The organism is Spirosoma fluviale (genome assembly GCF_900230225.1).
Lineage (GTDB): Bacteria > Bacteroidota > Bacteroidia > Cytophagales > Spirosomataceae > Spirosoma > Spirosoma fluviale.
In genome coordinates this window covers 452,258-465,329 of the sequence record NZ_OCNH01000003.1, presented here as the reverse complement: position 1 = coordinate 465,329, position 13,072 = coordinate 452,258, and the positions used below count along the sequence as shown (strand labels likewise).

Genomic DNA, 13,072 nt, shown 5'->3' with positions numbered 1-13,072 from the left:
ACCAGACTACAGCGGTGTATAGGTTTGGGCGTAGGACACGGTGGTATCTCTGCCGTTACTCATTCTAAGCCTGAACTGTAATGTTAGTGAAATCTTCCGATCGACGGGGTTCCAGGCCCCCCTACCCGAAATCTGGTCGGTCGAACTGAGTTCGGGGTTACTCTGGGGCGGTATCGTCAGGGAGTTATCACCATTGTCGACAAACGTAAGGGTTGGCTTTGTGGCGTTGAAGTCAAGAAGGCCGATGTTCCAGTTCTTCAGGATATACTGTTTGCAATCGGTGCTGGTAATCTCCACATCCGATACCGAATACGTTTGTGAGCCCACCCGTCCGGTACCGGAATAGGAACCACCAAACAGGCAGTCGTCCTGAATGGTAAATTTCAACTGCTTGCCTAAAGCGCCTTCTTTACCAAAGCCGACCTGTAAAGTACTCGGCTGAACGCCCGTCAGGGTAAAGACCAGCGACTGCGATTCAAGGATGTTGTTGGCGTTGTTGATCAACTGGAGCTTGATACTCCCTGAGCTGGCCTTAGCCGGAATAATTATGCTTCCCTTCGTACCCGCAATTGTATAATCCTTGCCTTCGCGAGCCGTACCACTGATGCTATAAGTGACCGTGATCGGCTGGTCGAGTATAGGGCCGGCGTTGTGTACGCTGAGGGATATCGGCTTACTGTAGCTTTCTTTATACGTTAGGGTGGTATCTGTAAACCGCACGAAGTACGGCCCTTCAAACGTCCGGTCCAGATCCTGCGGTTCGCAGGCGCTCACCGCCCAGCCAATCAGGGTAACGGCCAACAGACCAAGCAACCAGCGGCCACTGGTCATTGAATATTTCTTTTTCTTTTCCATAATCCAGAACAAGACATTTTTTATAATTGCCCCACGCGCATCTACTGTCTGTCAGCGTGGTAGCAACAACGAATACCTGAATAACCAATCAATAGCCCGGATTTTGCGTCAAGGCTGTGTTTTGCTGAATTTCCCGCTGCGGTATCGGCCAGAGTTCAAAGCGGCTGTTCCAGTTTGGCGAGAATGCCGACATGACGGCCTGTGCCCGACCCGTCCGGACCAGGTCATACCAGCGCTGGCCTTCAAACGCGAATTCGTATACCCGCTCCCGCTCAATGGCCAGCAACACATCGCCCTGGGCAGTTGCAGTAATGGCAGGGGCTTTTGCCCGGGTACGAATTACGTTGATGTCGGCAATGGCACCCGATGTACCCGTCAGTTTACCCTGTTGCGCCCTGGCTTCGGCGCGTATAAGGTACATTTCGGCCAATCGCATGAGCACAATGTTGTTGTTGTCTTCTGTTGCTGTACCGTATTTCCGTACCGTCCAGCCATTATCATTTCCCCGTTGCTGCTGAGCATTAAAGGTAATGGTTTCACTCCGCGTACCGGATTCGACCGAGAGGAGCGCACTAACGAGCTGGTTGGAAGGGATAACTTCCCGCCGACCAACCAGCAGGTTATTCAGGCTGTAGGAACCGGTTCCGGGGTCATCGGATAAGTTATAGCCAACCTCAATAATGGACTCGCTGGTATAATCTTTCGTGACAAGGTCCGAGTAATTGGTTTGCAGTGTATACACGCCCGAACCAATCACGACGGTAGCTAACTGCTCGGCCTGGGTCCAGTTTTTCTGATACAGGTAAAAGCGGGCCATCGCTGCCTGGCAATTTATTTTGTTGAGGTAAGCGGCATTGGTCGTTGCGTTGGTCGACGCTGAGGTCACATTGGGCAAATCGGTCAGGGCAGCCTGGTAATCGGCCAGAACCGAGGCCAGAATATCGGCTTTTGATGAGCGGGTAATGGTCGTGTTAGCCACCTGATTGGTGGTCGTCACTTTAGGAATATCGCCAAAGGTATACGCACCGATAAAATTGGCCCAGCCCCGCAGAAAACGGGCTTCGGCCGTAACCTGCTTCCGGGTGGCTTCGCTCACATTCGGTACGGTGGGCAACCGTTCCAGAATAAAATTAGCGACATAAACGGTGTTGTAGATACCACCCCAAAGCGCATCGACAGCACCGTTCGTGGCCGTAATTCGCTTGGTGCCAAACTCAATGTTGTCGGTAAATGTACCGTTTGTCTGAATGTAATCGGCGGTAAAGTCCCCGGCGATGATGTTCGGAGAAGCCATTCCCCGAAATGCGCTGTACAAACCAATACGTACCGGCTGCACGTCATTGGGTTCGTTCAGCACCAGTTCGTCGACGAGCAGGGTAACCGGTTTGGGTTCCAGCACTTCCTGACAGGCTCCCAGGCTGACCAGTGTAATCAATAGGCTATATCGTAGAAAGCGAATCATCGTAAAGCGAATTAAAAGCTAAGGGTTGCCCCTACCAATACCGTTTTGATCTGTGGGAAGGTAAAAAAGTCAATGCCCTGCGCCGTGGTAGACCCATCGAGCGTGCTCACCTCCGGATCAGCTCCCGAATAACGCGTCCAGGTCAGGAGGTTTGTAGCCGAAACGTACAAACGGGCGTTGGCCACCTTGTATTTATTGATCCAGGTCTTGGGAATGTTGTACCCCAGCGATACGTTTTTCAGGCGCAGGTAAGACCCATCTTCCACAAATCGGCTGCTGGTGTAGTTATTATAGGTATTCTGGTATTCGTACCGGGGCACACTCGTAATATCGCCCTCTTTACGCCAGCGTTTGAGTGCCTGCCGCGTCTGATTATTCTGAATGTCAGCTCCCGAATTAAGCAGCGTTTCGTTTGAGAAGTTCAGGATGCTATTGCCGTACGAAAACTGGAGCAGCGCACTCAGATCAATACCTTTCCAGGAAATCTTATTGGTCAATCCACCATATAATTTGGGTTGGGCGTTGCCAATAACCTGTCCATCGGCAGGAGTAATGCGGCCATCGCCGTTTTTGTCATCGTAAATTGCATCGCCGGTAGCGGGGTCAACACCCAGGAATTTCAAGCCCCAAAACGTTCCCAACGGCTCGCCCGGCAGTACAACGTTCGTGTTGGACACGCCACTACCCTGATACCCCCGAAATACAGGCTCTGTACTGGCCAGTTCCACCACTTTGTTTTGGTTATGCGACAGGTTCAGGTCGGTATTCCAGCGGACAGCCCGGTTGATGTTCACCGTCGAAATGGTCAGTTCAATTCCTTTGTTCGATACCTTTCCGATGTTCCCCTGTACGCTACTGAAGCCCGTTGTTTGTGGAATAGGCTGCGCAAACAGGAGCTTGTCCGTCAGGTTGTCGTAGGCATCAATGATGAAATTAAGCCGCCCGTTGAAGAACGAAGCATCCAGACCGATGTTCGCTTCCCGGGTGCGTTCCCATTGCAGGTTCGCATTGGCCAGAGCGGCCGGACCCACGCCCGTTGCTCCACTGTAGGTAACCGATGCCCAGGTTCCCAGAAACTGAAAATCGCCGATGCGCTCATTTCCCGTAAACCCGTAACTCGTCCGTAATTTCAGATCGCTCAGGAACCGGAAGCGTTCCATGAATTTCTCGCTCGAAATACGCCAGGCAAATGAAGCCGATGGAAACACGCCAAACCGCCGACTCTGCCCAAAGCGGGACGAGCCATCGTATCGGGCCGTTATAGTGGCCAGGTATTTTTCATCGTAACTATAGCGGGCTTCGCCGAAGGTCGACAACAGACCGTTGTTCGTTACGGAGGAGCCACCCTGATCGACAACACCGGCTGAGTTTATGTAGGTAAAGTCATCGCTGGGGAACAACCGACCCTGAACGTTCCCGTCCCGGGCAGTAGCCTGCAGGATTTCCACCCCCGCCAGCGCATTGAACTGATGCTTTTCGGCGATCTGGAAATTGTAGGTCAGCGTATTCGTATTGACAAAAGTAGATATGGACTGATTGATGAATACGCCATAGCCCTGTCCGCCTACACTGGACAGAAACCCACCAATAGCCGTCGTAGAGGGTTCAAATTGATCTTCGGTTACGTTGTTGTAGTCGATATTTACTTTTGAACGGAAGCGAAGATTCTGAAGGATCTCGTATTCGGCATACAGGCCCGCCAGTATTTTGACCGTGTAGGCGTTGAATCGCGGCAATACAGCCTGGGCTACCGGGTTGAAGTTCGGAAACCCTGCATATTCGGTGTCGGCGGGGCCATAAAGCCGCCCCTGCTCATTATAAGGCGAATAATACGGCAAACTTTTTATCGCGCCCGAGTACACGCCATCCAGAAAATTGTCGCCCTTAACCCGTTTATTCAACGCTCTCGACAGGGTTACGTTTGTTCCGAACGATAATTTATCGGTTGCCTTATGATCCAGTTTTAACTGACCGGTATAGCGTGTAAACTGGTTGTTCAACTGCACCCCCTGTTCGTCGCGGTAACTGCCGCTGAGGTAAAACTGCGTACGGTCGTTGCCACCCTGGGTCGACAATTGGTATTGCTGATAGACTCCTCTCCGTAGTACGGCATCTATCCAGTCAGTATTCTGCCCGTCCGTAACGCCTTTGATCAGCCCCAGTTTGTCGGGGTCCAGCCCGGCATTGGTAACGGCTTCGCGCTGTAATTCGAGCAGTTCGACAGAATTAAGTAGATCTGGCCGCTTTACCACATCCGTTAAACCCCGCTGGACATCGGCGGTAAAGCTTGTTTTCTGGGCTTTTCCGCGCTTAGTCGTGATCAGTACCACACCGTTGGCCGCCCTTGAGCCATAAATGGCTTTTGCCGAGGCATCTTTCAATACCTGAATGGACTCAATGTCGTTTGGGTTAAAGAGAGACAGGGCGTTATCGGACTGTCCGCCAAACTCCCGACCCGATAAGCCCCCGTCTGATACGGGCACACCATCGACAATAAACAGCGGGCGGTTACTAGCCGAAATGGAGGTATTTCCCCGTACCCGCACGGTGAGTCCGCCACCCGGTGTACCCGACGACTGCGTCACCTGCACACCGGCCGCCTGCCCTTGCAGGGCCTGGTCGAAACTGGCAACGGGAATATCTTTGAATTTATCGGGCGAGACAGATGCGATAGAGCCGGTAATGTCTTTTCGCTGGGTTGTATTGTAGCCCGTAACGACCACCTGGCTTAGTTCATTAACGGCTTCTTTCATGGGCACGTTGATGACGGTGCGGTTGCCCACCGTTATTTCCTGCTGCACCAATCCGATGGAGGTAAACACAAGCACGGCCGAACTGCCCGGAACCGTGATCGTATAATTACCATTGGCATCGGTGCTAACCCCATTGGTTGTACCCCGAACGGCAATGTTCACTCCCGGTATTGGCAGTCCATCCTGCTGTGATGTTACCCTACCCGTTATACGCAGCTGCTGAGCGAACAGATAACCCGGCAGCAGAACCAGCATAGCCAGTCCCAAAATAGTACCACAAAATTTTCTCATGTATAGGTTATACGCTAGGCAAAAGTTTTTGGGAGTGAACTACTTATTTACACCGAAAATGATAGCAGAAACCACTGGCAAGCTACTATTTTTTACATGAAAATACATTTTTATTCCATGAACTCAATAGTTTTAAACCAGTAAGAACAGACGCCTTTTAACAAACAGGCTAATCGTGTGGCGAGGAAAAATATCGTGTTGCGTTAATTGCCTTTCAGCAAATCATTTACTCCTCGGTACGTGAAAAACGCTTGACTTGATGCATTATATATACGGTGTGACAATATTTTTTAAATGGCGCGCCATCCCTATACGACGAGAGGCTCCCCGGTGAACCGGGGAGCCTCTCGCTATGACGGAAGGAAGTTAACTACTTCGGATTTTTTATCGGTGCACTGCCCGCAGCCGCCGGGTTATAGACTAACTCGTTATCGGGTACATCCCAGTAATCGAGGAAGTTATAGGTAATGGTTGCGTTGGTATTCACTTTACCGGCCTTGTCAACGACAACGGCACCGGTACGGCCTTTCGAAATCACTTCCCAACGGCGGGCATCGTAGAACGATAATCCACGGAAAACCAGGGCTACCCGACGCTCTTTGCGAAGTTCTTCTTTGGCCGCTGCGAGTGTTAGTCCGCTCAACGGAGCCAGACCGGCTCCCTGAAACGAACGAACCGCATCAATCGAAGCCGATGCACCGGCAATATCGCCCGTGTAGAGTTTCGCTTCGGCTTTCATCAGTTCGTTTTCTTCGTAGGTACCCGCCAGATACAGTTCATAAGCGCCAACGGCAAGGTTGCTCAGGACAACGACACCAGCCTGCCCTTTACCACCACTCACCAACTGCCAGCGTGTGTTGAACGAGTTACCCCGGTCGGAGTTGAACAAGGCCGGAGCAGCCAGTTGGGTAAAGTTATTGGTTAACCGCTTGTCGCCGACCGGGAAATCCTGAATCAGGCGCTCGCTGATTTTGTAGGTAACCGTGCCCGGCGTACCCGTCGATTTGGCGGCCATGCTGCCATTGACGCTGGAAATGAAATCGGCGTTGTCGGTCGATCGGCCGGTAAAGACGTTATCGGTTGATTTTACGCCATCGTTGGTCAACGTCAGAATCTGACCCCACTGGGCGGCCGTCATGGCAGCCGCTGTCGTATTTACCAGGATGTTACGGGCTTTGAGCGTGTTGATGCTCCGTTTCCACATATCCGTTGTTGGCGGAACACCTTTTCCCACCTGGTTGAACTGCGGAACCAGCGCGGTGATCGTTGCCGTATAGGCAGCATCAGTTCCCAGGGCGGTCAGTAACGTAGCAGCCTGGTCAAGGTTTTTGTTGGCTTCGTCAATAATTTTTTCCTTGGTCACATAGTTGGCATTCGTGGCACCCGTTTTATCATTGATCAGTCCAGCGTAATAAATGGACCCAATACGCGAATAGGCATATCCTTTCCACCAGTACGCCCAGGCCAGAACGGTGTTCTTTTTCGCAGCTGCCGACGTACCCGAAAACGTAGTTGAATTGACAATGTCAATCACGTTGTTCATGGCGTTGTTCAGGTTGTACATGTACCCCCATTCGTAAAACAATGGGTTTGCACCGGCGTTGGCGTTTGTGTTCACGGTCCGCAACAACGCGATCTGGGTATTGATGGAACTGGGGTTGGCCACCCTGGTACCGTCGTCGAGGATTACGACATCGGGCATACCGATCTGGTTGCCATATACGTTAGCCGCTTCTTCACCCACTACATCGCCCATCAGTTCGTGGAATCCAACGGCACCGGTCCAGAAATACCCTGGAATACCGTCGCTGTATTTGATGCCGTCTCTGAATCCGTTGATGTACACACTTCCCTGCGCCAGGGCAATAACGCCCGTTTCGGTCGAGGCACTGGCGGGAGTAGGCTGGTTAGGATTTTTGACATCCAGTTGCTCCTTGCAGGCGCCAAGCAGGCTAACCAGTGCCAGAGACAGGACTGTTGTTTTTATATATCGTTTCATGAAGTTGTTCGTGCTGATAAAAAATTAGAAGCCAAAATTGAGAGAAACCTGATACGAACGGTTGTTTGGCGTCGTGTTATGGTCCGTACCCCGATCCCATGCCGAACTTTCGTTACCCGTTGTCTGCCCGGAGCTTACCTCAGGGTCGAAGCCCGTGTACTTCGTGAACGTAAGCACGTTACGACCGCTGAAGACAACCTGCAACCGGCGCATCGGCAACTTAATGAGCTTCGTCAATTCGACACCCAGTGCAATGTTCCGAAGCCGTACAAACGAGGCATCTTCGTAGAAATAATCCTTCGTTCCGTTGTTGGCACCCGCCTGATAAACACCCCGGTAGAAGGCCGTCCAGGCACCCGTCTGACCGTTGATCGTGATGGGGTTGGTGTAATCCTTGTGGATACCATCGCGGTACATCCATTCTTTCGTCTGGTTGTAAATGTGGCTGCCCTGCGTCCAGTCGAACTGGAAGTTCAGCGTTACGATGTCGCGGAACGAAATATCATTGATGAACGACGATACAAACGTAGGGTTCGGGTCGCCAAAGCTGTACTGAGCCGAGCTAAACAGGGGCTGCTTGGTCGTTTTATTAACCACATAGCCGTTGCTGGCCACTTCGTAGTTTCCTTTAGCACTTTCAGCAATGGCAGGGTTGCCATCGGGCAACACCTGATCAAGGCTGTGAATAGCCAGGAAGCCAAACAGCTGACCAATTTTCTGACCGGCCTTCAGCACGTAGTTGGTGCTACCGGCGCTGGACGTTACAACAATCTGCTGATTTCCTTTTACCGCGTCGATCTGCGAGCTCTGGTGTCCGAAGTTCGTTGTAAAATTCCAGGTAAAGCTGCGACCCCGGTAAACCGTTGCATTTAAGGAAAACTGCGTTCCTTTCGACGACAGTGAGAACGCATTATCTTTAACTGTACCGATACCTGTAGACGGAGCCGAGTTTACGTTATAGATAGCGTTGTCGGTAGAGCGATCCCAGTAGCTGAACGAGAAGTTGAGCTTACGGAGCCAATCGCCGTTACTGCCTTTAACCGTGAAGTCCGTTCCGAGTTCAAGCTCTTTCGAAACCTCCACACCCAAATCCGGATTACTTTGGGTTACGGTGTTATAAAACACATTGTTAGCTCCAAATGTGCGTGTACCCAGCGTTACGTACCGGTCGAATGGGCGGGGTTGAATACCCGCCTGACCGTAAGCTGCCCGCAATTTGAATTCAGGCACATACGTTCCCAGGGCGCTGTTCTGCCAGAACGTAAGCGACGATGGACGGACATACCCATCAGCGTGTGGGAAGGTGAACGGCGTTGACCCCCGGCCGAATGCCGACGAATAATCCGAACGGAAACCGGCGGTAACGCCCAGCAGTTCGCCGTATTCGATGTGCTGATTGATCAGGTACCCGTACGTTACGAACGGCGTACTGTTGTCAAGCGATACCCGGTAGGTACTGGCTTGAGCGGCTGTATATGGATTGTAGGTAGGTACGCCAAGCGCGTAGGTATCAAATTCCTTGTAATTGTTTTTCCGATAGTCGAACGAAATTTGGGTTGAGGTCCGGATGGGAATGTTCAACTTGAAATCTTCCTGAAAATCAGTTTTGATGAACGCGCTGGCCAGGAAATTCTGGAATACCGTTTTGTAATCGTAGGTCGAAATCTCCCCTTTGGCATCGCTGGCGTTCAGCGTGGTAGCATAACCGGCTCCATTGGCAACGATGTTCCGGTTCAACGTCTGATTACCGTACGTATACCGTTCACCTTCCTGCGTATAGTTCAAGCCATACCGGGCGTTCAAGTCCAGGTATTTGATGGGTTTATAGTCCAGTTCAACGCTCTGAATAACGTCTACCTTGTTGTCAACGTGGTTACGGTATTGTAGACGATAGTTTGGATTATACCCGTTTACGCCTGAAGCACTACCAAAATAAGCGGCATAGTTTCCATCGGGATCAGTATAATCGTAATTATTGAATGGACGGGTGTTGTTAATATCGTACCAAACGGCCCGGTCGTTGGTATTGATCGTATTTTTGGTATACACCAACTGAGATACGCTGCGTAGGGTTAAATTCTTGGCCAGAGTCATCCCAATGTTGCTGACCAGGTTGCTCCGGTTAAAGGCACCATTGTTTTTCAGGATGGTCGACTGGTAGCTGTTCGAAGCGGTGATGCTGTAATCGGCCTTACCGCTTCCGCCTGAGATGTTCAACGAATTGTTGATCGTTTCTGAAGGCCGGAAAAACATCTTGTAATAATCGTAGAACTTCAGGTTCTGATCGTAAGGCTTGCTGGCCTGGCTGTTCACGTCCAAAGCATTGTACTGAACGTTTTCGCTCCAGGTGCTGGTTGCCTGATCGAAGGCGAGGGACTTACCCGACACACCAATTACATTGTTGCTGGCATCCGTTACAAATGCGTGCTTATCGGCTTGCGCAACCCCACCCTTGTTAATATACGAGTTGCTGGCATAGCTGTTTGAGAAACTAATCTGGGCCGGACCATCCTTACCCCGTTTGCTGAACAGTTGGATAACGCCATTCGCACCCTGTGCCCCGTAGAGCGTACCGGCAGCCGCACCCTGGATGACTTCAACCCGTTCAATGGTAGAAAGATCGAGGCTGTTAATGTCTGTAGAACCAACCTGCACACCATCCATCAACACGATTGGCGATGTACCCCGGTTAATCGTATTGATACCCCGCAACAGAATGTTTGCTTTCGAACCGGGTGTACCATTGGCGCTCACAATCTGCGCACCGGCAATTTTACCAACCAGTGCCTGGTCAATCGAAGCCGTTGGCGCAGCCGGAAGGTCTTTTGCCGATACGGACTCAACGGCAATACCCAGCTTGGTTTTTGAGGTAGCTATACCAACACCGGTTACCACTACTTCTGATAGCTGACGAGAATCGGACACCAGGCTCACATTCACCTGCGATTCACTGCCGAGCTTAACTTCCTGTGTTGTCACTCCCACAAAGCTATATACCAGAATTATCCCTTTTCCTCCGGGCACTGTAAGGTCATAAATACCACTGGCATCTGTGGTCGTACCTTTCGTTGATCCTTTTATTACCACAGAAACACCGGGTAAAGCGGATCCATCCTCTGCCGACGTAACCTTGCCGACTACTCTCCGTTCCTGAGCCCACGCTGTAGACCAGATCGAGCTTACCAACAGGAAACTCAATATTAGAATTCTACTCATTTAGTTGTTGCTTGTTAGGTTAAATAATGATACCCAACCACAAAACTAATATCAAAAAAATTCAATAAAAAATTATCAACAGATGATCAAATTTAATTTATACTATGCCTAATAGTAGCTTTTGTAAAATTTTATTTTGTTTGCGGCCAAAATTTAAGCCTATTACGGTTGCACCAATTGCCGACATTTACCTAAAATCAAAACATTGTGTATATGAGTAATAACCACATAGAACACTAACATAAGTAAAAATTATAACGATTACCTTTTATAGTACTAAATTTTGCCTGAAAAACGAAATCCTTAATTACCTGACCTCACGGTATAGTACAAAATTTTAATCTCCTTTTAACCACACGTCTTACTTATATGTGCATAACTATATTCTTGGAATTGTACTTTTAGCCAAAGTAGGAGGTCTGTTAAATACAGAGAGGATTTATCAAACAGATAGCACTAACCAAGTGAGCAACAACGCTCATGTCGAAGTCACAACTAACTCATTTGTTAGTGTATATTGCCTTGAAATTGTAGATAATGAAACCAGCTATGGGCAGTTTAAACTACTTCACGAGGTCTGTAAAGTCATTTCGCAGTTATTGGAATAACCAGACTCCTCAACCTAGAATAGTTGAACGGAAATCATTCAAAAAGATCACTGTCTATTTTAAAGGCCTGACCGGGTTAGGCTTGGTACTTCTGCTGTTTACCCAGTCAAAGCCCGTTCCACCACGACTAACAGTTTACACCTTTCTTAGCACTGAGTGCCCCATTAGCCAGCAGTATATTCGGACACTGGACAAATTGTACCAGCGGTTCAATCCATCGGGGGTTCGATTTATAGCGATGTTTCCGCTGGCTGGCGATTCACCCCAACGGATCAGGCAATTCCGTTCTGAGTATGGTCTTCCCTTTGCGGGTCGGCCAGATGTTGGAGCCCGGCTGGCCCGGCAGTTTCGGGTCCGTACCACACCCGAAGTAGTGGTTATGCAGGCAAATGGTACCGTACGATACCAGGGTGCTATTGACGATTGGTATATTTCATTGGGTAAGCCCCGCCCTGAGGTGACGAATGCTTACCTCCAGCAGGCGCTGAATGCGTTGCTGGCCAATCAGGTAGTTGTCACTGCCCGAACAGAGGCCGTAGGTTGTTTATTAAATTAAAAAGTTGCCTATTTTATGTAGTAGAACACCAGATTCATCATTTCATCCGTCGAGTTCCAGCCGTAGCCCACGGTTCGGGCGGGGCGGTTTGGATTGAGGGGATTCTGGTCTGTGTTATCGTAACTAGCTTCAGCAATGATGGTGGCCCCTTTGGGCAGCACAAGCGGCTCCTTAAAGAAATAAGATAATTGCCAGTTATAATCCCAGGCATCGATTTTTATCAGATTGATCACATTGCCATCGGGTGTTATAGCAAACGCCCGCACCGACTTGCCCAATCGATGCATATGCGGCAAAACAGATAGCAGCCGGACGGTGTCAGGTAGTGGGCCGTAGTTCATGTAGAACGTTGGTTTGGCATTGGCAGGCAGTTGAAACGGCTGATTTGTCACATTGTTTTCCGTGAGCGTAAGCGTTTTCACGACTCGCTCCACCGGTTTTCTGGCAAAATACAGCCGTACTTCCGACTGGTCCTGATCGGCTTTTGCCGACGGTGAATAATGAATATTAAGAATCAGGTCACTACCCGCCCGAATTCGCTTGGCAGCTCCGTCTGGAAATGTTACCCGGTCATTCCCCGGCACCCATCCATAGAGGAACTCGTCGGCAAGTGGTGTTTTCTGAAAGTCGCGCAAGCGAGGGTCTTCTTCCGTAATGCCGTCAATACCGGCCATAGTACCCGTAGAATCGATCATCAATCGGCTATGGTGGAGCAGCTTTCGGTTGCCGGGCACAAACTCGATGGCTTCGACCCAGATGTCCTGCGTTAACCCCATAGGTACGTGGAAATACCGAAAGTCCTCCCGTGCGTCGCCCCTGATCCCATAGGGTTTCATACGCAAAACAAGATCCGGTGTACGGGCAGGGGGCAAAGGGGTAAGGGCAGAGGGTTCGTTATCTGTCGAGCTTCCTTCTACCCCCTGTCCTCTACCCCCTGCCCTTTGCCCCATGCCCTGTACCCCCCGCACCATTCCTCCCCGCACCCAGGCCTGAATTGTACTGATTTCGGTTTCTGAAAGGCCTCGTTCGTTAGCGTAATGTTGAAACTCGCGATCGGCCGGGAAAGGCGGCATGTAACGAATCTGGGTAACTTTCGCGACGAACTTACCCCGTTTGACTACGTCTTCGTAGGTCAGCAGGCTAAACGGTCCCAGCCCGCCGGGATGGTGACAGGGAGCGCAGTGTTGGGCAAGAATAGGCTGAATATCGGTCGTGTAGGTCGGTATTTGGGCCACCATCTCAGGAGCCGTTAGTAACCAAAGCAATACGAATTCAAGTAGCCCTTTCTTCATGGTAGTCGAATATACAAAAATAGCAGCAACGGGTTACCCC

7 protein-coding genes are annotated in these 13,072 nt (G+C 50.4%); 1 reads left to right on the top strand and 6 read right to left on the bottom strand.

Annotated features, from left to right (window positions below):
* Window positions 1–6: 6 nt before the first annotated feature.
* The 5 genes from CRO74_RS18165 to CRO74_RS18145 form a co-directional block, all read right to left on the bottom strand.
* Window positions 7–855 carry a hypothetical protein gene (locus CRO74_RS18165; RefSeq protein WP_245877900.1) on the bottom strand — a complete coding sequence of 283 codons (849 nt, stop codon included), beginning with the start codon at window positions 853–855 and terminating at the stop codon, window positions 7–9.
* An 88-nt stretch (window positions 856–943) separates the two neighbouring features.
* Window positions 944–2,317 carry a RagB/SusD family nutrient uptake outer membrane protein gene (locus CRO74_RS18160; protein ID WP_097127653.1) on the bottom strand — a complete coding sequence of 458 codons (1,374 nt, stop codon included), beginning with the start codon at window positions 2,315–2,317 and terminating at the stop codon, window positions 944–946.
* 11 nt (window positions 2,318–2,328) lie between these two features.
* Window positions 2,329–5,361: a SusC/RagA family TonB-linked outer membrane protein gene (locus CRO74_RS18155; RefSeq protein WP_097127652.1), complete on the bottom strand. Its 3,033-nt coding sequence runs from the start codon at window positions 5,359–5,361 to the stop codon at window positions 2,329–2,331.
* A gap of 370 nt (window positions 5,362–5,731) precedes the next feature.
* A complete protein-coding gene (locus tag CRO74_RS18150) occupies window positions 5,732–7,360 on the bottom strand; it encodes a RagB/SusD family nutrient uptake outer membrane protein (RefSeq protein WP_097127650.1) in 1,629 nt (542 codons plus the stop codon).
* Window positions 7,361–7,384: 24 nt separating this feature from the next.
* Entirely contained in the window at window positions 7,385–10,576 is a 3,192-nt protein-coding gene (locus CRO74_RS18145; protein WP_097127648.1) for a SusC/RagA family TonB-linked outer membrane protein, read from the bottom strand.
* A 537-nt stretch (window positions 10,577–11,113) separates the two neighbouring features.
* On the opposite strand from CRO74_RS18145, the gene CRO74_RS18140 reads away from it, so the two are divergent.
* On the top strand, window positions 11,114–11,740 hold the full coding sequence (locus tag CRO74_RS18140) for a redoxin domain-containing protein (RefSeq protein WP_097127647.1): 627 nt from the start codon (window positions 11,114–11,116) through the stop codon (window positions 11,738–11,740).
* An 8-nt stretch (window positions 11,741–11,748) separates the two neighbouring features.
* Here the strand turns inward: CRO74_RS18140 and CRO74_RS18135 are convergent, their stop codons facing one another.
* Window positions 11,749–13,032, bottom strand: coding sequence for a c-type cytochrome (locus CRO74_RS18135; protein ID WP_097127645.1), 1,284 nt, complete (start codon window positions 13,030–13,032; stop codon window positions 11,749–11,751).
* Window positions 13,033–13,072 lie beyond the last annotated feature (40 nt).

What these genes read in the sequence shown, in the direction of transcription:
- CRO74_RS18165 (WP_245877900.1), bottom strand. Translation starts at nt 855, where the DNA reads ATGGAAAAGAAAAAGAAATATTCAATGACCAGTGGCCGCTGGTTGCTT.
- CRO74_RS18160 (WP_097127653.1), bottom strand. Translation starts at nt 2,317, where the DNA reads ATGATTCGCTTTCTACGATATAGCCTATTGATTACACTGGTCAGCCTG.
- CRO74_RS18155 (WP_097127652.1), bottom strand. Translation starts at nt 5,361, where the DNA reads ATGAGAAAATTTTGTGGTACTATTTTGGGACTGGCTATGCTGGTTCTG.
- CRO74_RS18150 (WP_097127650.1), bottom strand. Translation starts at nt 7,360, where the DNA reads ATGAAACGATATATAAAAACAACAGTCCTGTCTCTGGCACTGGTTAGC.
- CRO74_RS18145 (WP_097127648.1), bottom strand. Translation starts at nt 10,576, where the DNA reads ATGAGTAGAATTCTAATATTGAGTTTCCTGTTGGTAAGCTCGATCTGG.
- CRO74_RS18140 (WP_097127647.1), top strand. Translation starts at nt 11,114, where the DNA reads ATGAAACCAGCTATGGGCAGTTTAAACTACTTCACGAGGTCTGTAAAG.
- CRO74_RS18135 (WP_097127645.1), bottom strand. Translation starts at nt 13,032, where the DNA reads ATGAAGAAAGGGCTACTTGAATTCGTATTGCTTTGGTTACTAACGGCT.